The 25,600-nt window shown below is 38.1% G+C and carries 26 protein-coding genes; 3 read left to right on the top strand and 23 right to left on the bottom strand.

Going from position 1 to position 25,600, the window contains the following annotated elements:
* Positions 1 to 35: 35 nt before the first annotated feature.
* The 16 genes from NST21_RS18365 to NST21_RS18440 all read right to left on the bottom strand — a co-directional run bounded on the left by NST21_RS18365 (position 36) and on the right by NST21_RS18440 (position 16,241).
* The gene (locus NST21_RS18365; protein WP_340455314.1) at positions 36 to 1,826 is read right to left on the bottom strand and encodes an ATP-binding protein; all 1,791 of its coding nucleotides are present in this window, start codon (positions 1,824 to 1,826) and stop codon (positions 36 to 38) included.
* Positions 1,823 to 2,539: a response regulator gene (locus NST21_RS18370; protein WP_053346821.1), complete on the bottom strand. Its 717-nt coding sequence runs from the start codon at positions 2,537 to 2,539 to the stop codon at positions 1,823 to 1,825. The genes NST21_RS18365 and NST21_RS18370 overlap by 4 nt, the downstream gene beginning before the upstream one ends.
* Before the next feature lie 296 nt (positions 2,540 to 2,835).
* On the bottom strand, positions 2,836 to 4,014 hold the full coding sequence (gene ccsB, locus NST21_RS18375) for a c-type cytochrome biogenesis protein CcsB (RefSeq protein WP_056525138.1): 1,179 nt from the start codon (positions 4,012 to 4,014) through the stop codon (positions 2,836 to 2,838).
* The gene (gene resB, locus NST21_RS18380) at positions 4,007 to 5,656 is read right to left on the bottom strand and encodes a cytochrome c biogenesis protein ResB (protein ID WP_340890584.1); all 1,650 of its coding nucleotides are present in this window, start codon (positions 5,654 to 5,656) and stop codon (positions 4,007 to 4,009) included. The genes ccsB and resB overlap by 8 nt, the downstream gene beginning before the upstream one ends.
* An 18-nt stretch (positions 5,657 to 5,674) precedes the next feature.
* Complete coding sequence (resA, locus tag NST21_RS18385; protein ID WP_340890585.1) at positions 5,675 to 6,205, bottom strand: thiol-disulfide oxidoreductase ResA; 531 nt, start codon at positions 6,203 to 6,205, stop codon at positions 5,675 to 5,677.
* Between the two features lie 210 nt (positions 6,206 to 6,415).
* Entirely contained in the window at positions 6,416 to 7,156 is a 741-nt protein-coding gene (gene rluB / locus NST21_RS18390) for a 23S rRNA pseudouridine(2605) synthase RluB (protein ID WP_053346825.1), read from the bottom strand.
* A gap of 318 nt (positions 7,157 to 7,474) precedes the next feature.
* Positions 7,475 to 8,002, bottom strand: a complete 528-nt coding sequence (locus NST21_RS18395; RefSeq protein WP_376108406.1) for a spore maturation protein — start codon at positions 8,000 to 8,002, stop codon at positions 7,475 to 7,477.
* Positions 8,003 to 8,015: 13 nt separating this feature from the next.
* Complete coding sequence (locus NST21_RS18400) at positions 8,016 to 8,609, bottom strand: nucleoside recognition domain-containing protein (protein ID WP_053346827.1); 594 nt, start codon at positions 8,607 to 8,609, stop codon at positions 8,016 to 8,018.
* The gene (locus NST21_RS18405; protein ID WP_340890588.1) at positions 8,602 to 9,762 is read right to left on the bottom strand and encodes a D-alanyl-D-alanine carboxypeptidase family protein; all 1,161 of its coding nucleotides are present in this window, start codon (positions 9,760 to 9,762) and stop codon (positions 8,602 to 8,604) included. The genes NST21_RS18400 and NST21_RS18405 overlap by 8 nt, the downstream gene beginning before the upstream one ends.
* A gap of 302 nt (positions 9,763 to 10,064) precedes the next feature.
* Entirely contained in the window at positions 10,065 to 11,711 is a 1,647-nt protein-coding gene (locus tag NST21_RS18410) for an FAD-dependent oxidoreductase (RefSeq protein ID WP_340890589.1), read from the bottom strand.
* Positions 11,712 to 11,885: 174 nt separating this feature from the next.
* Positions 11,886 to 12,449 carry an alkyl hydroperoxide reductase subunit C gene (gene ahpC, locus NST21_RS18415; RefSeq protein ID WP_057217417.1) on the bottom strand — a complete coding sequence of 188 codons (564 nt, stop codon included), beginning with the start codon at positions 12,447 to 12,449 and terminating at the stop codon, positions 11,886 to 11,888.
* A 464-nt stretch (positions 12,450 to 12,913) separates the two neighbouring features.
* Positions 12,914 to 13,801, bottom strand: a complete 888-nt coding sequence (locus tag NST21_RS18420) for a superoxide dismutase (RefSeq protein ID WP_340890591.1) — start codon at positions 13,799 to 13,801, stop codon at positions 12,914 to 12,916.
* A gap of 121 nt (positions 13,802 to 13,922) precedes the next feature.
* Positions 13,923 to 14,411 (bottom strand): YpuI family protein, encoded by a 489-nt coding sequence (locus NST21_RS18425; RefSeq protein WP_053346832.1) that lies wholly within the window; start codon positions 14,409 to 14,411, stop codon positions 13,923 to 13,925.
* 22 nt (positions 14,412 to 14,433) lie between these two features.
* Complete coding sequence (locus NST21_RS18430; protein WP_340890593.1) at positions 14,434 to 14,850, bottom strand: hypothetical protein; 417 nt, start codon at positions 14,848 to 14,850, stop codon at positions 14,434 to 14,436.
* 55 nt (positions 14,851 to 14,905) lie between these two features.
* Positions 14,906 to 15,487: an SMC-Scp complex subunit ScpB gene (gene scpB, locus NST21_RS18435; protein WP_053346834.1), complete on the bottom strand. Its 582-nt coding sequence runs from the start codon at positions 15,485 to 15,487 to the stop codon at positions 14,906 to 14,908.
* Positions 15,474 to 16,241, bottom strand: coding sequence for a segregation/condensation protein A (locus tag NST21_RS18440; protein ID WP_056525164.1), 768 nt, complete (start codon positions 16,239 to 16,241; stop codon positions 15,474 to 15,476). The genes scpB and NST21_RS18440 overlap by 14 nt, the downstream gene beginning before the upstream one ends.
* Positions 16,242 to 16,459: 218 nt before the next feature.
* Here NST21_RS18440 and NST21_RS18445 point away from each other — a divergent pair, with 218 nt between their 5' ends.
* Together NST21_RS18445 and NST21_RS18450 are read left to right on the top strand one after the other, a co-directional pair.
* Positions 16,460 to 16,552, top strand: coding sequence for a YjcZ family sporulation protein (locus NST21_RS18445; RefSeq protein WP_082527555.1), 93 nt, complete (start codon positions 16,460 to 16,462; stop codon positions 16,550 to 16,552).
* Between the two features lie 154 nt (positions 16,553 to 16,706).
* Positions 16,707 to 17,252 (top strand): DUF309 domain-containing protein, encoded by a 546-nt coding sequence (locus NST21_RS18450; protein ID WP_340890596.1) that lies wholly within the window; start codon positions 16,707 to 16,709, stop codon positions 17,250 to 17,252.
* Positions 17,253 to 17,281: 29 nt separating this feature from the next.
* On the opposite strand, the gene NST21_RS18455 is transcribed toward NST21_RS18450, so the two are convergent.
* A complete protein-coding gene (locus NST21_RS18455) occupies positions 17,282 to 17,626 on the bottom strand; it encodes a GNAT family N-acetyltransferase (protein ID WP_056525166.1) in 345 nt (114 codons plus the stop codon).
* Between the two features lie 586 nt (positions 17,627 to 18,212).
* Between NST21_RS18455 and NST21_RS18460 the strand changes: the two genes are divergently transcribed.
* Positions 18,213 to 19,082 carry a DUF1002 domain-containing protein gene (locus tag NST21_RS18460; protein ID WP_445670531.1) on the top strand — a complete coding sequence of 290 codons (870 nt, stop codon included), beginning with the start codon at positions 18,213 to 18,215 and terminating at the stop codon, positions 19,080 to 19,082.
* A gap of 40 nt (positions 19,083 to 19,122) precedes the next feature.
* On the opposite strand, the gene lysA is transcribed toward NST21_RS18460, so the two are convergent.
* The 6 genes from lysA to NST21_RS18490 all read right to left on the bottom strand — a co-directional run bounded on the left by lysA (position 19,123) and on the right by NST21_RS18490 (position 25,344).
* Positions 19,123 to 20,451, bottom strand: coding sequence for a diaminopimelate decarboxylase (lysA, locus tag NST21_RS18465; protein ID WP_340890597.1), 1,329 nt, complete (start codon positions 20,449 to 20,451; stop codon positions 19,123 to 19,125).
* A gap of 302 nt (positions 20,452 to 20,753) precedes the next feature.
* Entirely contained in the window at positions 20,754 to 22,244 is a 1,491-nt protein-coding gene (locus tag NST21_RS18470) for a spore germination protein (RefSeq protein ID WP_340890599.1), read from the bottom strand.
* On the bottom strand, positions 22,201 to 22,806 hold the full coding sequence (locus NST21_RS18475; protein ID WP_340455283.1) for a stage V sporulation protein AE: 606 nt from the start codon (positions 22,804 to 22,806) through the stop codon (positions 22,201 to 22,203). The genes NST21_RS18470 and NST21_RS18475 overlap by 44 nt, the downstream gene beginning before the upstream one ends.
* A gap of 40 nt (positions 22,807 to 22,846) precedes the next feature.
* Positions 22,847 to 23,269 carry a stage V sporulation protein AB gene (locus NST21_RS18480; RefSeq protein ID WP_053346840.1) on the bottom strand — a complete coding sequence of 141 codons (423 nt, stop codon included), beginning with the start codon at positions 23,267 to 23,269 and terminating at the stop codon, positions 22,847 to 22,849.
* Positions 23,259 to 23,879 carry a stage V sporulation protein AA gene (locus tag NST21_RS18485; RefSeq protein ID WP_098176900.1) on the bottom strand — a complete coding sequence of 207 codons (621 nt, stop codon included), beginning with the start codon at positions 23,877 to 23,879 and terminating at the stop codon, positions 23,259 to 23,261. The genes NST21_RS18480 and NST21_RS18485 overlap by 11 nt, the downstream gene beginning before the upstream one ends.
* Positions 23,880 to 24,045: 166 nt before the next feature.
* A complete protein-coding gene (locus NST21_RS18490; protein ID WP_056525184.1) occupies positions 24,046 to 25,344 on the bottom strand; it encodes an NCS2 family permease in 1,299 nt (432 codons plus the stop codon).
* Positions 25,345 to 25,600 lie beyond the last annotated feature (256 nt).

The following is a 25,600-nucleotide window of genomic DNA, read 5'->3' on the forward strand; positions in this document are numbered from 1 at the left end:
TATGAAACAAGATTTTCTGGCAAACAACCAGTTATTCATTCAGTATTTTCCATTATTCGAGGTAGAATAATGCTGAATGTCGTCCCTTTTTTAGGTAAACTGTTTACCGAAATGTAGCCATCATGGGCATTAATGATATTTTTAACAATAGCCAATCCCAAGCCAGTACCCGATCGACCGCGTGTACGTGCTTTATCCGCTTTATAGAATCTCTCGAATACAAAGGGTAAATCCTCTTCAGGGATACCCGAACCAGAGTCCTTCACATCAATAATCAGCCCTCTTCGATCACTTGTCCTTTGAATGACATCAATGTTCCCGCCTGGAGGGGTATGTCGAATCGCATTATCAATTAAATTCGTCAATACCTGTTCAATTCGGTCGGGATCGAAACACCACTCGATTCCGTTGTCTTGAAGATTAGTGGATATCGTTATCCCCTTTTCTTTAGCTAACCCGGAAAATTTGCTTGTAATCCTCTTTAAATAAGATGAAATAGGTATGCACTCATAGTTGAGACTCATTTTTCCTGATTCCAATTTAGCTAGATCGAGTAAATCATTGACTAAACGGCCCATTCTTAGAGATTCATCATAAATAATCCTGGCCATTTCCATTTTTTCCTCTTCACTTCCAGCTATGTCATCAACAATTGCTTCACTATATCCTTGCAGCATTGAAATCGGCGTTCTTAACTCATGAGAGACGTTTGCTATGAAATCAGTCCTAAGTTTGTCCATACGTCTTTCATCACTCATATCACGAATGATAGCTACTGCTCCGCGAATATTGTCGGCATTTGTATATAAAGGACTGACAATCAATCCCCAGTCCCTTCCCTGCAATGTAATTTCCCCGACTTGCTCCTTATCGAAAGACTCTGATTCATCAAATAGATTCATCAGTACCAATGGGACATTTACATTATCTTCCCGATTGTAGCCTTTTTCAAAGTACCAAGATTGCAGAAATCTTTCCGCTGGCGGATTCGTTTCCAGGATAGTTCCATCTTTATTGAAGGTAATGACCCCATCCGCCATACTACTAAGGATGCTCGAAAGATGTTCTTTTTCCTGGCTAAGAGCATTCATATTGAATTTCAATTGCTTTCTCATCTGATTAAATGCTATTGCCAACTCACCAATTTCATCCTGAGTCAAGATAGGCACCTTTGTATCAAATTTCCCCCTAGCAATGGCTAGGGCGGCTTCCCTCATCTTCACCAGCGGAGCATTGATCCTTGTAGATAAGAAGAAAGCAAAAATCGTTGTTAAAATAATTGCAATCCCTGCTGCCAACAGAATGAATTGCGTTGTGGACTTAGTGGTTTCTTCCATGGATTCCAAGGATTGAAATAAGAAAACCTCGTCCTGCTCCCCATTTAGTTCAAGTGGCACTCCGACAACGATTGCAGATAATTCCTTATTTCCATTGTCATCAGATAGCGCCATTTCTTTTTTTACAGTCTTTCTTTCCGTAAAAACTTTCTGCAAATCGGGATCATTTTTAATTGACTCTGGCGTAATTTTAATCTCCTTATCACCGATTGATGAGAATATCATTTTGTCATCATTAAGGATTATCATTTTCGTTTCGTCGCCTATCAATTCCGAAGCTATTTGTAAAACATAATTGCTAGAGCCCTGATGATCATTTGTAACCTCTATGATCTGCTCTGCCGTTTTGGTTAAATCATTTTCAATATTTTCAATTTGAAAATTCTCAAAGAATTCTACTAATAGAACGGTTAAAACGATTAATACAAATGACACGAGCAATAGAATGGTTGCCCAAAGCTTCCCTACAACACTGCCCCATAACATCAGTCATTAATAACTTCGAACTTGTAACCGACACCCCAAACAGTGACAATCATCTTGGCAGCATTTTCGGATATACGGTTTAATTTTTCACGTAGGCGTTTAACATGCGTGTCAACAGTTCGAAGGTCTCCAAAGAATTCATAATGCCACACTTCTTTTAACAATTGCTCGCGATCAAATACTTTATCAGGTGATTTCGCTAAGAAATACAATAATTCATATTCTTTTGGTGTCAAAGATACCTCTTTATCATCAGCAAGTACACGATGTGCATCATTATCAATTGTTAAATGAGAAAAGACAATCACATCTTTTGTGGTCGTTTCGGTCTGCACGTAACTCGTGCTTGAAGAACGGCGTAATAACGCTTTCACCCTTAAAACAACTTCACGAGGACTGAATGGTTTGACAATATAATCATCAGTCCCTACTTCAAATCCTTGGACCCGATTGACTTCTTCTCCTTTTGCAGTAAGCATGATTATAGGTGTTGTTTTTTTCTCTCTTAACTCACGGCAAACTTCGATTCCATCTTTACCTGGCATCATAATATCCAATAAAATTAAATCATAATCATTTTCAAGAGCTTTTGATAAAGCAACATCTCCATTTTCAGCTTCATCAATTATGTATTCTTCTCTTTCCAAATACATTTTTAACAAACGGCGGATTCTTTCCTCATCATCCACCACGAGAACTTTAATAGCATTATACATTATGTAATCAGCCTCCCTACATATATTTTACAAAATGAAAACTTCTATGACTAATATTTTTTCCTTCCAAAGTACGATAAATAGCCAATTCTGTTTAGCTTCTATGAACTATTCACCATTTTGTCACAATAAACACACTCCTTCTGTTCCCTCACTAATGCCTGGTTGTTATTTCCCCCGGAATAACATGGAAATAAAAGGATAGAAAAAGGGATCATTCTTAGAAACATCGATAAGTATTTTCCTCGATGTTTCTATCAAAAGACCCCTTTAATCTAATTTATTAAATTACCGAATCAAGCATACGAATGCAAACCAGCAATAACAAGATTAACAAATATTAAGTTAAATATCATAATAGCAAAACCGATAACGGCTAGCCATGCTGATTTTTCTCCCTGCCAACCCTTTGACATACGCAAATGTAAGAAAGCTGCATAAAACAACCAGGTAACCAGTGCCCAAACTTCTTTCGGATCCCAGCCCCAGAATCGTGTCCAGGCAACTTGAGCCCAGATCATGGCAAAAATGAGGGCTCCAAGTGTAAAGATTGGAAAACCGATAAGGACCGAACGATAACTGATTTCATCCAATAAATTCAAATTTACATTTTTGACAATCGGTTTGATCAATGCGGCAACTCTTTTACGAGAAATCAGTCTAATCAGACCATAAAGAACGAGTCCGATTCCCATCGACCAAATGACTGTATTCAGTTTCTTAGCATTAATTATCGCAGGCATGTTCACCAGTGGTTCAAATCGTTCTGTATCAGTTAGTTCCCCTTCATGGGGACCTACAAGTGCAGGAAGGTTAAATTCCTGTTTAGCCAGCTCATCATGTTTATCGACCCAATCAAAATTCGCTTTATAGTCCATGGCTGCGAAAGTTGAAGTGATAATGACAAAACCTATGGTACTTACTAACGTGTACATGATGATTTCCAGCCAGAACGTTCGTTTGCTCGATTGAGATTGATCTACAAATTTGACTAAATAAATTATAGCAGCAATAAAACTAATCGCAAGGATAGACTGTCCTGCTGCTGCAGTTGTTACATGAATATGAAGCCAATCACTCTGCAATGCAGGAATGAGCGGTGAAATTTCTGTTGGGAACATACTTGCATATGCGATAATTAGTAGGGCAATAGGTAAGGCAAATAGCCCAAGAGCAGGCAATTTATAAAGGAAATAAATTAATATGAAAGCACCAACCAGCATCATTCCGAAAAAGGTTGTAAATTCAAATAGATTACTTACCGGCGCATGCCCGGCAGCAATCCACCTAGTGATAAAATATCCAATTTGTGAAGCAAAACCGAGAATGGTAATCATAATCCCCAATTTAGCCCATTTGTTTTGTTTCTTTTCCTCTGCTCCTCGTTTATCCTTAATCGATCCTCCGAATAGAAAGGTAGCAATCAGATATAAGATGAAAGCTGCATATAAAAAGTTACTGCTTAATTCAGCCATTTAAAACTTCCCCCTTAGTAGAAGATTTCTCCTCCTCAAGTTGATCCGATGGTTCGCAAAGAGAAGTGGATTCTATCGCATGTTTTATATCTCTTTTAATACCGTGCCAGTTTTTGTTTGTATGGCCGGAAATTAATATCTCCTCATTTTTCCTTTTAATCCAAATACGTCGGTGATTCCAATATGAACCTTGGACGACACCTACCATGAAAATGATTCCACCTGTGAACAGAATCCACAGTGTAAGATCTTTTCTAACCGTCAAAGCAGTGACATCTTTAGTTTCTACACCATTAAAAGCCATTTTATATGTATTTTCACCTAATGGTTCCACAGTCTCTTTTATCGCAACAAAACTGACTTCACCCCCTGGTTTATCCGGTGTGTACATTTTAAAGATAAATGCCGGATTATTCGGAATCTTCGATTTCGTTCTTGGGTGGCCTTTTTCATCGAACTCGAAATCTGGGAAGTAACTGATTAAATCTACTGAATATCCCTTATTTAATTCGTATTTCTTTTGAGGGTTATTCAAATCAACCTTCAAGCTTCCATAATTCTCTTCGGTTTTTTTATTAATTAAATTAAAAGCCATCGTACTAAGTTCATCTAGTTTATAGTCCACTTGGTAGAGAGCATAATGATCATGTTTCAAAGGTTCATTGACTTTAATTTTAAAATCTTTGAGCTTATCAAGGTCCACTTTTTCCCCAGGTATCGTTTCTCTCTGAGCTTCGTATAGTGTGACATCGGATTGATAGGTTTTAGCTATTGTACCGGTTTTGTCTATTGCAGCACTGTATTGCTCATCCTCTTTATTTTCCTTGTCATACACTTCTAGGGTAAACCCATTATTCTGGAGATAATATTCCCCATTTGTACCTGGAATTTCTTTCGTCTCGCCTTCTCGGAGCCAGAGAACTTTGTCAATATACATCCCGGGGACAGAGCGCAATAACGCCCCAATTAAAAAAATGATAAGTCCGATATGGTTTACGTAGGGTCCCCAACGTGAAAAACGGCCTTTTTCAGCAAGGATATTACCGCTTTCCTCTCGTATATGATAACGCTGCTTTTTCAATCTCTTTTTCACATCTTCAAGGTCGATATCTTGTTCATCCAGCTTTGTCACTCCATAAATTCTCTGACGTTTCATAAAACCGTCATGACGTGTGACTCCTTGTTTTTTCAATGAACGATATAAAGGAAAAAAGCGATCAATACTGGCAATCAAAAGTGATATGCCTAACATGCCAATAATAATCAAATACCACCATGAACTATACAAATTATGAAATCCAAGTTCATAATACACCTTTCCGAACCAGCCGTATTCTAATTCATAATGCTCTGCTGGCGTCGCAGTCGAAGGGATGTACATTTCCTGTGGCAATATTGTACCAATCGCTGAAGCAACTAAGGCAATGACAATGAGCGTCACTCCTACCTTAACGGAAGAAAAAAAGTTCCATATCTTATCAATGATTGTTTTTTTATAGGTTTGTGAGCGTCTGGCACTACCTTCATATCGCATATCAATAAGCTTGTTTTCTTTTTCGTTTCCAAGTACCATCCCGCATTTGCCACAAATTTTTGTACCAAACGGATTTACATGACCACAATCGCATTTTACTTCATTCATGTCAAAAACTCCCCAATATTATGGTTTAATTCTCTCCATATGCTTTTGGATGCTCTCTTCTGTCAAAGCTCCGGTAATGATATCTATCACTTCTCCCTCTTTATCAATCAAAAAGGTGACAGGCAAAATATCCACGCGATAGGCATTCTCTACTTTACTACCATTATCGATCATGACAGGAAAGGTAAGATTATGTTTTGCAATAAAATTGTTGACAGCATAGTCAGATTCCCCAACATTCACCGCTAATATCTCAACGCCCTGGTCTTTGTAGTTTTTATATTGACTTTCCATATAAGGCATTTCATATTCACATGGCTTACAATATGTACCCCAAAAGTTCAAAAAGACACCTTTTCCTTTATAGTCGGACAACTTATGCTCTTTGCCTTCCATATCCGTCAAAACGAAATTAGGTGCATCTGATCCTTTTCGAAGACTTTCATTCTTTTCTTTAGTGAAGTTTGTATAAAGGGCAAACACTAAAGCTGCACCTAACAGCAGAAGAATGATGGTTCTGCTAACTAGACGTCGCTTTTTTTTATCCATAGAAATCCTCCTAAGGCAACACTAAAATTTAACCATAACATTATACCATTTAACACCATGTCCATATTTTTTACATTTCCGAAGGATTTGTGACACTCTTTTCCTATTCATGAAAGAAAGGGTATTTACAGGTTGTTTTCCACCACCTATCCCTCTAGTTAGAAGAATGGGGTAGTGGTTTCAACCTATTAATACGGGATAACTTCTTTCTTACATTCTCCGTTGTTTAGGCTCGGTTGTTGCTAAAGTTCGCATTAATTTGACTTCATGTGGAGTCAATTCACGGGAGTCACCAGCAGTTAAGCCTGCTAAAGTTAAAAAGCCATATTGTTCCCGCTTCAATTTAATTACAGGATGACCAATTGCTTCAAACATCCGGCGGACTTGTCGATTTCTTCCTTCGTGTATAGTGATTTCCACAATAGCCGTTTGCTTTTTTTTGTCAGTTGACAGAACCCTAGTCTTAGCTGGAGCTGTCTTACCGTCCTCCAACTTGATTCCTTTTTCTAACTTTTTCAAGCTTTCACGTAATGGCATTCCTTTCACTTTTGCCACATACACTTTATCTACTTCATGTTTCGGATGCATTAACGTGTTTGCAAACTCACCATCATTCGTTAAAAGCAATAAACCAGAAGTATCATAATCCAGGCGGCCAACTGGATAAATCCGTTCACTAATGTAAGGGAAATAGTCCGTTACAACTTTTCTATTCTTGTCATCCGAAACTGCAGATATAACACCACGCGGTTTATAGAATAAGAAATATACCGGAGCTTCTTTTTCAAGTGGGACTTCATTAACCTGAACCTTGTCATTAGGACCGACCTTCACACCTAATTCCTTCACTACTTTGCCGTTCACTTTTACCTTACCTTCTAAAATCAACTCTTCTGCCTTACGACGGGAAGCCAGTCCAGCATGAGCTATCACCTTTTGTAATCGTTCCATCTATCTTCACCCCATAGTATAATCATTCGTTTGTTATTGTCTATACATACACAATCATACAATTATTACATATAGAGAGGCAAAAACAAAAGGTTTTTCGTGATTAAGAGCTTTTCTTTTATTATTACACCAATTATACAGACGGTTAAATGGGTTGGTTTCCATAATGAGTGTAACATAGCTTATTTTTCCATACAAAAAAATGTATCTTTTAGATGAAGGTTTGATTTTAATAAAAAAACTTGTTGGCCTTTTGCAAAAAAACAGTTTACGTATAAGGACAAAAAAAAGAAATGGAATGATCCATTTCCGTGACTTTTATTTCATTCCGAATACGAGAGTTACAACGACAACAGCAGCTACAATTCCGATTAGATCCGCTAAAAGTCCAACCTTGAGCGCATCACCCATTTTCTTGATTCCCACAGCTCCAAAATAAACGGTCAAAACATAGAATGTGGTATCTGTGCTACCCTGAATGGTGGCAGCTAAGCGCCCAACGAAGGAATCCGGCCCATAAACTGAAATTAAGTCACTGGTCATTCCTAAAGCTGCCGTACCTGATATCGGGCGGATTATCGCAAGTGGTAAAACTTCTGCTGGAAAATGAAGCAGGGCAAGCAATGGATTTAATAACTGTACAATAAAATCCAGTGCCCCCGATGCCCTAAATACGGAAATGGCCACAAGCATTCCTACTAAGAAAGGTATAAGGGAAAAGGACATGCTAATTCCTTCCTTCCCCCCCTCGACGAAGGTCTCATAGGTAGGAACTTTTTTCAATGTCCCGTACAGTAATATTGTTAGAATCAAAAGCGGTATCATCCAAATTGAAATGGTGGTCATCCAGTGCAACATCCTATTCCCTCCCGTTCCTTTTTCTCCTGTAATAAAAATATCGATCAATCGCAATCCCTCCAACCGCTGAAATGGCCGTGGCGATAATAGTAGGAAATACGATATCTGTCGGGGAGTGAGCATCATAATTCATTCGAATCGCAATGACAGTCGTTGGAATCAGTGTAACGCTTGATGTGTTTATCGCTAAAAAGGTGACCATCGAGCGGCTGACCGTTGCTTTTCCTCCATTAAGTTTCTTTAACTGCTCCATGGCTTTAATACCAAGAGGCGTGGCTGCATTCCCCAGTCCAAATGTGTTTGCCATCATATTCGATAATATATATCCCATTGCTGGATGATTGGGTGGGACCTCTGGGAATAGCCACCTCATGAATGGTCTGAACAAGTTGGATAACTTATCGAGCAGTCCGGATTCTTCCGCTATTTTCATTAACCCCAGCCAAAAAACCAAAATACTCATCAACCCTAGACAAAGGGTGACTGCTTCCTTAGCACTGACAAAAAGAGCTTCATTCACCTGATCCATCGTTCCATTTATCATTCCAAATACGATGCCGATCACGGTCATTCCAACCCAAATATAATTAACCATTGCTTTTGATTCCTAATACTGCTTCAAATAGCTCAGCCCAGGTAGATTGAAAGGATTGATGCTTGAAGCTTTCTTTTGTTTCACCATAAAAAATTGAACGTGAACCGATTTTTTTTCCATCGAGATAGATAGAAGCTTTGCCAATTACTTCAGGAATTTTTCGTTTATCTTTCCAAGCCTTCTGTGGTTTCAACAATTTCATTTTCACATTGACCAGTTTTCTTTCTTCTTTCGTGAGTGGATACGAAAAATCGTTTTTAATATATACATGGCCTCTATACGTTTTATTTTTCATATCTTTTACCAAGCCCTCAGGTAAAATTTCAGTTGGCTTATATTCTTTAAAAGCGGATTCATACATTTGAATATGATCATTCCAATCCTCGGGACCATTCAATGTTACAGCTATTAGATCATGTTGGTTTTTTGTAGCCGTCGTGACCAGGGTACGCTTTGCCAGTTTGGTAAACCCTGTTTTCCCCCCTGTACAATACTCATATAACTGTGTCAGAAGTCGATTTTTGTTCTTCCAGACATAATCCCATTGTTCTGTTGAATTAGGTGCTCGGTGCACCTTAGTACCGGCAATCTTTGCATACGTTTTATTTTGCATAGCATAACGAGTCAGTAAAGCCATATCATATGCTGTTGAATAATGGTTATTCGTATTATCCAAACCATGCGGATTTGAGAAATTTGTATTCTTCATACCGATTTCCTCTGCCTTTTGATTCATCATCCAGACGAAGCCATCAAGGCTCCCGCCCACCTTTTCGCTGATTGCGACTGCCGCATCATTCCCCGAACGTAACATCAATCCATAAACCAAATCTTCAAGCTTAATCTTTTCTCCTTCTTTTAAATAAAGGGAAGAACCCTCAGTCCCGAAGGCATTACTACTAATCTTTACTGTTTCCCCCATTTTTCCCGATTCAATAGCCAGTATAGCCGTCATGATTTTCGTGATGCTGGCAATACGGTTTTTTTCATGAGCATTCACCTCATAAATGACCCTTCCGCTTTCCTCATCCATTAATATCGCGCTGTGGGCACTAACGGCTACGTTAGCATTAGCGCTTTGTACCGGTGCTAGAAAAGACAAAAGGAGAATGATAATAAACAAACCTGATAACCCTTTATATAGAAAACGCATGAGTGCCCCCTCGTCTCTTAACTTGTTTTTGTACAAGTTTATGCAAAGGGACAAGGGTTATGAATAAAAAGAATGTGAATATCTATAAGATCCTAGGATTTATAAGGGCTTTTTCACATAAAACTTTAAATGACATTATACAAATTTACTCATGTACTAGAACATATCAGGATAAATCCAAATGCTCCTCCCACTATTGATGAATATAATTTTAGATAGAGTGAATTTCGGATCCATGTTTGAACCCATAAAAAAAATCGATAAGGGGACATGAGATGTCCCCCTATCGATTTAGCGTTCTATCATACTAACAATGCAGCGATTTCATCAATTTTCTTTGCACCGAATACTACTTCTTCATCATTGATGATCATAGCCGGCACGCTCATTACTTTATATTTTTTCTTGATTTCCTGGAAATTACTTATATCGACCATTTCAGCTTCAACGTTAGGGTTTTCAATAGCAATACGCTGTGCACCCACTACAACGTCTGGGCAGTAGTGACATGCCAATGATACCATAACTTTAATGTTCGCTTTTTTACTGATTGATTTAATCGAATTTAAAACAACTGAATCCAACGCTTGACCAGGTCCAGCTAGGTTATAAATAGCTAAAATGAAGGAATTCAACTCATGACCGCCTGGTACACCATGGTATTTGACACCACTGTATTCACCTCTCGAATTTATTAGAGAGACAACTGGGAACTTATCAGCATTGATTTTTTCTTCGATTTCCTTATTTTCACCTTTGTTATATAACTCAAGATGAAGCTTGTCACCTAATTCAGAAACATCCAACAAGAAATCACGCAATTCGACTGATTTTGGCAAACTTTCGTCTACAATAGATACCAACGTTACATCGCTTTCCATCTTGCCGAAGATTCCTTTTAATTGACCGCGTAGTGCGTCACTTAATAGAGCGCTCTTTCCTGCTGGAACAGCAGCCTGTTCTTTTTTCTCAGGTTTTTCAACAGCAGGCTCATCTTTAATACCTAAGCGATCTTTTTCTTCAGCAATGTATTTACCTGCATCCGTTGCTGCAATCGCTCCGTCAGAAACAGCGGTAATAATCTGACGCAAGGATTTTGGTCTTAAGTCGCCAGCTGCATATATACCTTTCACATTCGTTTTCATATCATCATCTGTGAGAATGTAACCAGCATGGTCCATTTCGATATGGCCGTTGAAAATCTCTGTTTTCGGTTCGTAACCAATGAATACGAATACTCCAAACGTACTGTCTTCTTTCTTCGCTTCATACTCAAACTCTTCCTTGGTAAGGTTATTGATGAAGCGGGCACTTTGAATCATTCCATCCCCATATACCCCAAGGATTTCTGTATTGAATTTCACTTCAATCTTATCATTTGCCATTACTTTATCAACAATAGAAGGAGCACATGAGAAACTTGATTCCCTGGCAATGATTGTGACTTTTGTAGCAAAACGAGTCAGGAAGATAGCTTCTTCAGCTGCTGCATATCCTGCCCCAATAACGAAAACTTCCAACCCTTCAAAAAATTCGCCATCACAAGTTGAACAATAAGCTACTCCACGACCAGTAAATTCTTCTTCCCCTGGGAATCCAAGTGTTCTTGGAGAGGCGCCAGTTGCAATTATTACAGCGCGCGCATGGTAATCCCCACTAAGCGTTTTAACGACCTTTACCTCACCAGAGAAATCCACTCCTGTTACATCAGCTTTGGCAAACTCCACTCCAAAATCTTCATTTTGAAGTTTCATTTCTTCAACTAACCTTGGGCCTGAAATATGACGAATACCAGGATAGTTTGCAATTTCTGATGTTGTTGCAGCTTGTCCGCCACCTGTACCTTTTTCAAGAATTATTGTTTTAATTTTAGCTCTACCTGCATATACACCCGCTGAAAGACCTGCAGGACCACCACCAATAATTAATAAATCATGTATTTTTTCCATAGTTGTTCTCCTTGCTGAATAATAATACTTACTAAAAAACAGTTTATTTTGAATAACAAAAGGCACTTATTTTAGGTAAGTGCCTTTTGTCATTAGAATCTTGTCAAACGAATTGTCTTCGTAATCAATGTGTAGATAGTGTCCAGTAACGAATTGGATTATTTCCTCAAAAGATTAAAGTTTACCTACTAGATCTAAGCTTGGTTCAAGAGTAGCTTCACCTGGAGTCCATTTAGCAGGGCAAACTTTATCACCATGTTCTGCTACAAATTGTGCAGCTTGAACTTTTCTCACAAGTTCTTCAGCATTACGACCGATTCCTAAATCATTCACTTCGTATGCTTTAATTTGTCCTTCTGGGTTTACGATGAAAGTTCCACGTAGAGCTAAACCATCTTCTTCGATTAATACACCGAATTGACGAGATAAAACATTTGCTGGGTCAGCTAACATTGGATATTGAATTTTACCGATTGTATCAGTAGCATCAGCCCATCCTTTGTGGCTGAAATGAGTATCTGTTGAAACTGAGTAAACTTCACAACCAATTTCTTTGAATGTTTCATAGTTGTCTTGAAGATCAGCTAATTCTGTTGGACATACAAATGAAAAGTCAGCTGGGTAGAAGAAGAATACTGCCCATTTTCCTTTAACATCTTCTAATGTTACTTCCTTGAATTCTCCTGCATGGTAAGCTTGTACTTTAAAATCTTCAACTTGTTTATTAATCAATGACATAATAAATTCCTCCAATAGATATATTTTTTAATCCGCTCCTATTTATAATAATTATTAAATAGAAACTAGTCAATAAATATACCTTAATAATTTTTAAGTTCACAAATTAGCCACAGTTTTTATATTGATATACATTAAACAATTTATAAACCGCATTGTACTTTAAAATAGCGTATTTATCACATCTTCAATGTTATATCAAGGTTAAAAATAACAACTATCCTAATTATTTCGAAAGATGATATTGATCTCCTTTTCAATAAAATAATAAATTCCAAATGAGAATCAATTGTCGATTTCATCCATACAATTTACTTCATCCTTCATATACTTCCCACATTATTCCTAATTAACCCCCAAAAACTAATCTGTACTTTCCTTTTAAACGAAAAAATGCCGAACCATAATGGCTCGGCCCTTCAACTGAAAACAATTCGTTTTTGGTAGAACAAATATTTTATCCGTTATTGTTGTTTCCAAGTAAGCTTTTTCGCTTCCGTAAACCGTAAAGCTGTTTGGGGCCAGTTTACAACGTCCCACCATTTATCCACATAAGAAGCTCTATTATTTTTATATTGTAAGTAATATGCATGTTCCCACACATCTAATACAAGTACTGGAATCGTATCCCATTGCGTTAAAATCATATGCAACTCTGATTGAAGAATTTCTAGTTTACGCGCACGTGGCACCCAGACTAAAATCGCCCAGCCAACACCTTCAACCTGTTTAGCTGCTTCACTAAAGTGATTTTTAAATGCTGCGAAACTTCCAAAATCCTTCTCAATCTGTTTAAGTAAGTCTCCCTTCGGCTGGCCGCCGCCTCTTGGAATCATCCCTTCCCAAAATATTGTATGCAAATAATGCCCGGATCCATGAAAGGCTGCTTCCTTTTCCCAATGTTTCAACAATGAATAATCCTTCGTCTCCCTGGCATTTTTCATCATTAATTCTGCTTTATTCAGACCATCTACATAAGTTTGGTGATGCTTATCATGGTGAAGGTACATGATTTCCTCTGAAATGGTCGGTTCCAACGCATTATAGGCATAACGCAGCGGCGGAAGCGTATGTTTTCCAATTGGTACAGATTGAGATTGAGTTTGTCTTTGCTGAGTACTGAGATCTCTAGCTATCTCTTCAATTTCTTCGTAGACCCGAGCCATCTCTTCTTCAATCAAGACCATATTCTCATAATCTATTTCCTCTGCAACGAGATCATTAGTCCATTGGGAAAGCCTTTCAATGTTTGCCAACACTGTCGAATCGGTGATATCTATTCTCTCAAGGTATGCCATTATTTCATCAATCCAATCACTTACCTCTTTTGCATACTGTCTTACATCAGACATCTTTCAACCCCCCTGTAACCTACTTACACATAAATCATCAGAGTATTTTATGTTACGAATAAGCGAAGATTCCATTTATAAACAAAAAAAACAACAAGGCCTATTAAGCCTCGCTGTTTCTTTATCTTGACTGTAACATTTTCGTCCGGTAATCCGTTTCATAATACTCTAATTCTTCTCGCATGGTCTGAAATCCACTTTCTACAGATTTCAGAATGGATATAATGCTGTCCGGTACACCTTGATGAAATTTAATCGAGTTTTTTCCCGTATAGGCAGATCGGCTGTCTTCAAACCAACGGTCCGATTTTGGCGAAAAATATTCTTCTATACATTGATGATACACTCTATATAGCGTCTTTTCAGCTGCAGCTTTATTAAAAACTTCATTTTTAAGGACGATTTGGCAAGCTTCTAAGCCCTCTTCACAACTTACAAGCATTCTTCTTAAACTAGAGAGGATTCCTTTATAATAACTTTCTTCCCCGCTTTTTTCCTGTTGAAGCTTAGAATAGGTCGTCTCATTTATGAACTCTTCTAACTGAGCTACTGTCGTTTCTAAAAAGCTTTTTACATCCTCAAGCTGAGATTTTACCAATGTATTCCCCAACCGTGAACCCTCCTCAAAATGATTATGAAAGAATATTAAAATCTACATTTGATTTAATATCATATGGTTTAGCTTGGTCAATAGATATAAACACTTTCTCCAATTTTCCAAAATTTATATTTTCGAAATAACCAGCTAACTCTTTTTCTGAATTAATATATAAACGTTTTCGGCTAGTCAAACTCGGGTCTTTGAAAAGGCAAACCATTGCAATGATATCAGCCATATAAATATCTCGGTCGAAACTTTTGAATAAAGGATTGGTGGAATATGGAGTCCACCGAGCGACCATCTCATCAAAATAACGAAGATACAGCACATTCAGTGTCTTTTCTTCTCCATCCTTTATGTATTCTATAACGGATCGGTTAAAAAATTCCTCCGGAGAATTGGACTTTTCTTTTTCAAGTCCAAATCCATTACATGCTACAATTCGCACCCGAAATCCCCCCGTATTCAGTTTTTTCTATATTATCACAATTTAAAGAAAAATGTTATTCGATTGTTTGTTGAAATTTCTCAAAAAACAAATCTGCTTCACCATTTTCGAAGCTTTCTTCTGAATTATCGGAGAGTGGCGGTAATTCTTTAATTGAGTTTAGACCGAAATAATCCAAAAACTCTTTCGTTGTCCCATATAAATAAGCCCGACCAGACCCCTCAGCACGTCCGACCTCTTTTATTAACACTTTAGTGACAAGTGTATGAATCGGCCGTTCCGTTTTGACACCGCGAATTTCATCAATCTCAGCTCTCGTAATTGGCTGCTTATACGCGATGATTGCGAGTGTTTCCAAAGCAGCCTGTGATAAACCTTGAGTACTTGAAGTTTCTACAAGTTTTTTTAAATAATCCGAGTGTTCTTTTTTTGTAGTCATTTGAAACACACCTGCTATTTCAATCACTTGAACCCCTCGTACATCCGATATATATTCTTCCTTTAAGCTTTCAATGATGTCTGTTGCTTGATATTCTGTAATTTCTAGGACAGAGGCAATTTGTTTGACTGAGAGGCCTTCATCTCCAGCAGCAAACAATAATGCCTCAAGAATCCCCTTCCAATTAATAACTTCCAACTGGTTCTACACCTTCCTTAGCTGCAATCATAATTTCCGAAAAATTATCTTCTTGTTCAACGATTATTTCATTTTGTTTCATTAGTTCCAATACCGCCATAAAAGTAATGACGATATGCTCCTTAACCGGTTGTGAAAAGAGCTCAAAAAAGCTTTTTTTTCCTTTAAATGATTGTAACTCAATCATGATTTCATCCATGCGTTTTTCAATTGATATCTCTTGTTTCGTCACTTTTGTATATAGGGGCTTTTGAATTTTTTGCCTTCGCAGCAGTTTTTGCAGAGCGCCCAACATATCGTATAGACTGATATTCAACTCTTGTTTTTCATTTTCCGTTTCTTTTACATAAACAGATAAATCACTTGGCGGTTTTGTAAACATCAAGCTTCGTTCTTCTTCCAACCCCTTAAATTCTTCTGCAGCATTTTTATACTTTTTATATTCTAATAGTTTTTCCACAAGCTCGTCCCGTGGATCTTCTTCAAATAGTTCTCCATCTTCATCAATCAATTGTTCATCTTCATGCTTGGGTAGCAACATTTTACTTTTGATAGCAAGTAGTGTCGCAGCCATTACTAAATATTCACTGGCCACATCTAATTCAAGATGCTGCATCGTATGAATATAGCCTAAATATTGCTCTGTGATATCAGCCATTGGAATATCATATATGTCTATTTCAAGACGGTTTATCAAATGAAGGAGTAAATCCATCGGACCTTCAAAAGCATCAATTTTAATATTATAACCCATAAAATTACCCCATTTAAATCTAATTGGCCAATGTTAGGCCTGTTTCTTGTACTAATCAAGTATAGTGGATTACCGGCCTTTATCCAATAATAATAATTTGCGGCACTTAGAAAAGTTCTTATAAGGGATTTGTGCTAATTGGGTCAATGCCCAATCACATCTGTAAAACTAACATAACCTAGGAATGTAAGAATAGCAGAATAAAGGAGGAACTTATTATGGGCAGTGGTGGTTTTGGACACGGCGGCGGATTTGCGTTTATTGTAGTATTGTTCATTTTGTTAATTATTGTCGGTGCTTCTTGGTGTTAATTGAAGACTGATGAATCAAGCTGATTGCATAGCAATCAGCTTTCCTTATTTTCCAGGGTAATTTTCTGTGATAAACTAAAGAGAGTATACACGCCCGGTGTAAAGCTGTTTAATATGGCTTTTCTACCTTAAATGAACCCATCAAACAAAAGGGGTGCTCATATTGAATTACCCGGAAGACTACCTGTCTTTCCTTGTCCATTTTCATGGCACTAGGGATTACTTTGAATGTCACGAAATACTTGAAGAATACTGGAAGGATACTGCACCAAAAGAGCGTGACTCGCATTGGGTCGGGCTGATTCAAATTGCAGTTGCCCTATATCACGACCGTAGAGGCAACAAACAAGGTGCTACAAGGACCCTTGCTAAAGCCGTTGCCAATCTCCGTTCGAAAAAAGTAGAGCTGCAACTGTTAGGCCTCGATCCCGAAGAACTGTTTAATTTGCTTCAGAACACCCATGCACGTATGTTGTCTAAAAAACCATATGAAAGCATCAACCTTCCTATAACAGATCAAGAGTTGATTGTACAATGCCAAGCCATATGCAGCCAGGAAGGATACGTATGGTGCACAGATAGCGACATGGCTAATTTATCATTAATAGACAAGCATCTAAAGCGTGACCGTTCAGATGTTATTTCAGAAAGAGCTCGACAACTATCCCTCCGAAGAGCAAGAATAGAGGACCACTCTTAAGAGTGGTCCTCTATTCTTGCTCTCATGATCTAAGCTTCTTCACATTTGTCTAAGAAGCTTTCCGTATATTCATTTGCTTTTATTTCTTTGTCAGGATATTGCTCCTTTAGAGCCCTGACCATTGCTTTACCGATACCTTGCTTTCGAAAAGATGGATTTACAGATATATGTTGAATCTCAATGTGATTTGGAGAGACTTCTATTCCGATCAAGCCTATAATCTCTTCATCTTTCCATAAGAACAACTGTAGATTTTCATCTGTTTCGTAATTCTTCATCGTATTCCGAAGCACTTTTATCTCTTTTTCATTTGGCATGAAAGATAATAATCCCATGGCAAACTTCTCATAACTTTTCTTATACTTAATCAACATAATATCCCTCGTTACTAAATAACGTTTTTATTATCTACCTGTTTCTAATTAATTCGCTTTGAATAATAATCCCCACTTATAACATTTCCATCATACATAAAATTTTCTTTTGTTTCAACATCACTTTCAGCACTTGATTTATAGATCTCCTATGTGCTACGCGATGAACAGCCAATATACGATTCCCCACATCAAAGCGATAACAAGCATCATAAGTAAAAGAGTTTTATTACTTTTCCTCATCCCATACTCCCTTTATTCAATGGTCTAAATATTTAAATAACGAATTCATTTTACTATAACTTAGCACAATCTGACAAATACCCCTTGCAATCTTGCATTCATTTTACTACATTGATAAAGTAAACTTAGGATTCATAGCATGTCTCACAGGTATATTAGACAAGGATACAATCACTTTTCGTTCTTAGTAAGAACATTAGCTATTTTGGACGAAATAAATATTTTTTATTAATCTGTATCTTTTTTACCTTTTGGTTCGTCCAATACTATGAAACTTTTATTTATAGCGGTGCTCTTTAAATAAAAGAATCCAATTCAGCAGGAAATGTTAAGGAGGATAACAATGAAAAAAATGAAAAAATGGGTCATTGTGACCATTTTATTATGCCTATTATTGCCATATAAAGCCTTTGCGGACGCGGCTGTTGGTGAAATGATCGTCACACTAGGGGAAAATTTGACAAAAGAACAAAAAAGTATGCTATTGTCAGAAATGAAAGCTCCTGATGACGTTGAGGTTTTAACGGTTACTAATGCAGAGGAACATGAATATTTAGGGGATTATATTGCTAGCCGGCTAATTGGCACAAAAGCGATTTCATCCTCTGCTATTACATTAGAAGAAAAAGGTACTGGCATTAAATTGGAGTCGAAAAACATTAACTGGGTTACTGATGAAATGTATATCAATGCTCTGGCGACTGCTGGAGTAAAAGATGCCACCGTCTATGTCACTGCACCGATACCAGTTTCAGGTACAGCTGCTTTAACAGGAGTCATAAAAGCGTATGAGATTTCTTCCGATAAAACAATTCCGGAGAATGTGAAGCAAGCAGCTAATGAAGAAATGGTGAAGACAGCTAAATTGGGCGATGAAATCGGTACAGAGGAAGCCTCTGCACTCGTAACAAAAATCAAAGAAGGAATGGCTGAAAATCCACCGACTACGACTGAAGAAGTCCGCCAGGTTGTCGAATCGTCTGCAAATGAACTTGGTGTTGTCTTAAATGAAGATCAAAAGCAAAGTTTGATTGATTTATTTAATAAGCTAAAAGAATTGAATATTGATTGGAACGCTGTTGGTGATCAGCTGACAGCAGCAAAAGATAAGCTGTCCAATTTCCTTGAATCCGAAGAAGGACAATCATTTTTAGATAAATTGAAAGAAGTTTTCAATAGTTTAATAGACGCAATCAAATCATTTTTTAACTGATTTAGATAAGAAAAGAGGATGGCTATGCCATCCTCTTTTCTTAATCCTTATTCGTAACGGCTGCTTCATGAAGTGCCAAATCCAAATGGATAAGATCTTCGAAGGTTTCGCGTTTAATGACTAAACGAGCTTCCCTATCTTCGACGAAGACGACAGCCGGCCTCGGAATCCGGTTGTAATTATTGGACATGGAATATCCATATGCCCCTGTACAAAAGACAGCCAATACATCCCCTCGTCCTGCTTTTGGCAAAGGTAAATCCCAAATCAACATATCTCCGCTTTCACAGCATTTCCCAGCAATGGACACTGTTTCTTCTACTGGATCAAGCGGCCGATTGGCAAGAATTGCATCATACTTAGCCTCATATAGAGCTGGGCGAATATTATCACTCATACCACCATCAACTGCTATATATTTACGAACATTAGGTACTTCCTTTTCAGAACCGACTTTATATAAAGTCACACCAGCGTCGCCGACTAATGAACGGCCAGGTTCAATCCAAATTTCCGGCATCTCCAAATCAGAATTAGCAACCAGGTTCTGCACTTCCCTAACGATTTCTTCTACATATTGAGAAGCTGGAAGCGGGTCGTCCTCTTCGGTATATCTGATTCCAAATCCGCCTCCAAGATTCAATACCTTTGGCTGGAAATCTAATAATTTATGCCAATTTTTAAGCTTGCCGATAATTTTTTGTGCTGCAAGAAGGAATCCAGTCGTTTGAAAGATCTGTGAGCCAATATGGCAGTGCAGTCCTAGTACTTCTATCCACTTGCTTTGTAGTGCTTGTCTAAGGGCCTCTTCAGCCTGACCGTTAATAAGATCAAAACCAAATTTCGAATCCTCCTGCCCTGTTAAAATATAATCATGCGTATGTGCTTCAATACCTGGAGTCACACGAAGAAGGATTTTCACTTTTTGTTCCCGCTGTGTACAAATCTCTTCTAATAATGTAAGCTCTGAAAAATTATCGACTACAATACAGCCGATTTTATAATCCAAGGCCATATGTAGCTCTTCTTCACTTTTGTTGTTTCCATGAAAATGAATACGTTCAGTTGGAAAATTTGCTTTAATTGCTGTATACAATTCTCCCGCTGAGACGACATCGAGTGATAGGCCCTCTTGATCAGCCAACTGGATCATTGCAATCGAAGAAAAAGCTTTACTCGCATAGGCGACTTGAGCAGAAATTCCCAATTCCTCAAATGTTCGCTTGAATCCTCTAGCACGCTCGCGAATTAACTCTACATCATAAACATATAATGGCGTTCCAAATTGTTCAATCAATTCGATTGTGTCCACTCCGCCAATCTCAAGATGTCCACGATCATTGACACGACCGGTTCCGTACAAATGCATGATAGCTCACCTTCCTGACTTAAAACTAACGATTAATAAGAAATGAGGCAGCCTCAAAGAGAGTTCCCACTTATGCAAGCGAAAAAGGTTCTCCCTCTTTGAAAAAGCCTCATTCAAATTAATCGATTATCCCGAATAAAAATGTTTTCTATCCTCTTTAATCAAACAAACTGCTTAGTAGTTCGAAGGGAAAGCCAGATTGGTTTAACTTCAAAGAGACGAAAGAGCTCTTTCTCTTTGTGAAGCCTTAACTTTACTGCTTTTTCCGAATAAAATTAAATTACCACAACTTTTCGACAACATCAACCTTTAGATTTTCTTGGCTGCCTATATATATCCTGGGGATGTACAATACTCGGACGTTCTATAGTGCCTGGATAAGGTTTTCTAAATATTATATGAGACAAAGCCTTTGGCTGAAACGGGAGAAGCGGCCATAAATACGGTGTATTTAACGTTTTTAAACTGGTAAGCAAAATAATATGAAGTGTGATACCTATAATTAAGCCCGGCACTTTAAAAAAAGCAACCAACAAAAGCAGTACTAAACGGGAAATTTTATTTGCAACCCCTAGTTCTAAACTTGGAGTGACAAATGTACCGATTGTCGCTACGGAAGCGTAGAGAACCACTTCAGGGACAAATAGGCCAACATCTATCGCAATCTGTCCAATCAAAACTGCCGCAACCAAACCCATTGCCGTAGAAAGCGGGGTCGGGGTATGAACGGCTGCCATCCTTAAAAATTCTATCCCAATATCCGAAATGAAGATTTGGACAATAATCGGTATATGCGTTTTTTCATTCGGCCCGATAAATTCAAGCTTATCGGGGAGAAGGGACGGTTCTAACGAAAACAATAACCAAATCGGCAGCAAATATAACGAAACGAAAATCCCTAAAAAACGGACCCATCGCACCAAGGTTCCAACAGCAGGTGCCTGCCGATACTCCTCAGCGTGTTGCATGTGATGAAAAAGAGTGGACGGGGTAATGATGACACTCGGTGAAGTATCCACATAAATAAGGACATGCCCCTCAAGTAAATGCGTTGCCGCTACATCAGCCCTCTCCGTGTATCTTACAAGCGGATACGGGTTATATCCTTGCTTGACGATAAACTCTTCAATCGTCTTATCCGCCATCGTTATGCCATCAACTTCTATACTTTCCAATTCCTTGCGTACGACTGCTATTAAATCCGGATCGGCAATATCTTTAATGTATCCGATTGCTATATCCGTTTTCGAACGTTCCCCCACCTTCAAAATTTCAAAACGTAATCTTTCATCCCGAATTCTCCGTCTGGTTATCGCTGTATTAATGATGATATTTTCGACAAAACCATCCCTGGATCCACGGACGACCTTTTCTGTATCAGGCTCTACTGGTTGCCTTCCAGGATAACTCCTGACATCTACAACCAATCCCGTTGCTCTACCATCGACGACGATGACTATTAAGCCGGACAGCACTTGATCAACAAGCTCATCCATTGTACTTATTTCTTCAACAGATTGATGGACAAGCAAGTTTTTGACTGTTTCAAACACTTTTGTCGTCATAATTTCAGCATTTTTGTTATGGATTAGCGAGTCAAGAATTCCAATGATGTACTCTGTATCCGTCAACCCGTTCACATAGTAAAGATGTACATCTTTTTTTAAGACCTTTATTCTTCTTACCCCTAAGTCAAAGCTGACGCCAAGACCGACTTTTTCTTCCATGAACGAGTCTACTTCCGCTACTCTATTCGGAATCGGTTTCATGTTTTGAGGATTTTCTGAAGCCATTATGACCGCTCCTTTCCAAAATAATTTCCACCGCAAGCTTCGTGATTGGTGCTCCTTTTTTAAAATCATCTTGATGGGACATTTTCCCGATATCCCCTATCCCCACCACTATCGGAACATTTAATTCATCGATGCAATACACTGTATCTCCTGTAATCTTTCCTAGTTCAAATTCCTGGGCCCCGTATTTATCAACTCCGTTTGGTGTTAAATTCCCATCCCGGTCAATACATACATCTACCTTTGTCCATTCTTCCCTCCTTGTCTTTGAAGCAACTGCAATAACCCCAAGGACATCTATATCAGGATGACCGGCAACCACCTTCATCGCCTGTTCTCCGTATCCTTCACCGATAAAACCACTATCATCAAACATAACCAGTACAGGATCATACTTTGCCTTTTTTATTAATTCAACTAGCTCATTGCCCGAATAACGGGATGGATTACCTTGGGACATAGAGATGCACCGTCCCCCTATTTCCTTAGCTACAAGCTGGACAGCCCGTTTTGCATACTCATCTCCATCCGTTATTAATATCACTTTTCGTTTGGTCACCATCTTGGCCCTTCTTTCATCATCAGGAATAATACTTAAGAACTTACAAATCGACAAAATAAATCCATTGGAATAAAGAACCGGCTATCTTCCCTAATACGAGTGCCATTAACAGATAAATAATCTTCTCTTGAATTCCGATTCGTTTAGAAAGAATCGGAAAAACATTCAAAACTTCAGTCAAAGCAGCAGCCAGCATCCCATTAAAAATCCCATCTGCCAAGCCAATCGGAATTAATAAAAAATGATGCAGAAAAAATTTCGTTTCCTGTAAGCCTAACCATGTTCCAGCGACAACACCTGCAATAATTGCTCCTTCATAGTAATGAATCATTTTCATCGTTTTCGTCAACTGAGTCAGTCTCGGTATCACTCCAAGTACAGTCAAAAACGCTACAAAACCGGCACCTGTTGCAAAACCTCCAGCTAAACCGACAAAGATTCCGAAGATAATTTTACCTGTCATCAAGATCGCGCACGTTTTCCTTATTTTCATTCATGGTGACATAACGGTCTAAATCCTGCTGGTAATTGAACATTTCAACTTCGAGCGGACTAGGTTCCTCATTAAAGCGTTTTTTAAAAAAGTGATTAAAAAATAAAATCATTCCTATGCCAAGTCCGAAGCTATAAGGTATCTGTATTAATAGTGGCTTTTCATCTAGCTTCCCCGTTATTAACGTAAAGACTTTTTGATGGACTTCCCCCATACTGACATCAACATGGAAATTCATAATTGTCATCCCAGCTCCAATAAATAATAAGAACCAGACTAGAGCAAAAGTCAGGTAAGACATTTTCTTTTTTGAATATATGACTTCGATGATGGTCTGGGATGGCCCAAATGTCTGCACATCAATTTGCGGATCCACTTTACGAATGGCCATGATAAGTTGAGCCAAATCAATGACAATAATATTCTTATCTTCCTTCTTGACCGTTAATAAAAAGGTCTCTTCAATTATTTGAATCACTTCTTCAGGTCCGATTATCCTTGCAATATCTTTAATCCTCACCGTTTGATTTCCCTTTACTTGTACACGGTTCCTCATCCTGATATATACAACTGCCATTATCATCACATCCCGACCTTTTATTTCCTTATGATAGTAGTATGGATTGGAAACACAGTGAAAATGCAGGAAGTAACGGATGTCCAAATATTACTAATTACGAGGGTGAAAGATATTACAAAAAAGACATGCTGAATGACAGCATGTCTTTTTTGTTTACATTATTAACTTAATGAGTTGGGAAAAAAATCAGTTGAACTAAAAATATCAATCCAAAAATATAAATAAGTGGATGAACTGATTTTCCTTTTCCACTAAATAACTTCATAAGGGGATATGTTATGAATCCAATTGCAATCCCCGTTGATATGCTTGAAGTAAGAGGCATCGTTAAAATAATCGCAAATGCCGGAAATGCATCATCAAACATTTTCCAATTGACTTTAGCTAAACCTTCCATCATAAAACAACCTACGATAATCAAAACAGGTGCAGTGATTGCTGAAACTGAAGAAATGGCCGAGATCAATGGAGAAAAGAAAATAGATGCTGCAAACAAGATAGCTACCACCGTGGCTGTTAAACCAGTACGGCCTCCTGCTGCCACACCTGTGCTAGATTCAACATATGCTGTGGAAGGACTTGTTCCAAACAAAGAGCCAATTGTCGTCGCAATTGCATCTCCTAAAAATGCTTTTTTCGCACGAGGTATTTTCCCGTCCTTCGTTAAACCTGCCTGCTCCGTTACTCCAATCAATGTACCTGTCGTATCAAAGATTGTCACAAGTAAAAAGGCAAAAACAACTGAATATAGAGAGTTCGTAAAGACCCCAGAGATATCGATATCGAAAAATACCGGTGTAGGCGGCACAGATAGCACTCCATTAAAGTTGAGAAGACCGATAAAGTAGCCAATGACTGCCGTAATGATCATCCCAATAAAAATTGCTCCTTTAACATTGCGTGCCATTAAAATTAACGTTATAAATAAACCTGCAAGTGCTAAAACTGTTCCAGGTTGATGCAAGTCGCCAAGCGTAACCATAGTTGAATCATTCGGTACGACGATTCCCGCGTTTTTCAATCCGATAAACGCGATGAATAAACCAATTCCAGAGGTGATTCCATATTTTAATGAATTCGGAATGGCATCAATTATCATTTTGCGCAAGCTCGTTACACTTATCAATAAAAATAGCAAGCCTGCGATGAAAACTGTTCCAAATACGGTTTGATATGAAAGACCTTGTGCACCAACTACACTAGCAAAATAAGCATTCAAGCCCATCCCCGGTGCAATCGCAATTGGATATTTTGCGACCAACCCCATAATAAGGGTACCTATAACAGCAGATATGACTGTTGCCATAAAGACTTGTTCAAATGGAATTCCGATTGAGGATAATAAAGCCGGATTCACAATAAGGATATAAACCATAGTTAAAAATGTCGTAACACCCGCCATAACTTCAGTACGGACATCCGTCCCATTTTCTTTTAGGGAGAAAAACTTTTCTAAAAACATCATTTAGACCTCCAGATCTAAAGGAAACACCGATACAATCGTTTGCATGCGAAGACAAAGGTGTCCTAAAATTGTACTGCATCTACACTTTTTTCAGATTAACCATATTCGTTGAATGAAAGATAAAAAACGAATGAAAAGCGCGACCTTTACTATAATATTCGTTTTTAATTCTAAATTCAACTAAAAAATTTCATCCCCTCTCTTATTTCCGTAAATTTCCATCACCCTCAAACTACTATGGGCTCCTTTTTAATAT

It is taken from the genome of Peribacillus sp. FSL K6-1552, assembly GCF_038005205.1.
GTDB classification, from domain to species: Bacteria; Bacillota; Bacilli; order Bacillales; family DSM-1321; genus Peribacillus; species Peribacillus butanolivorans.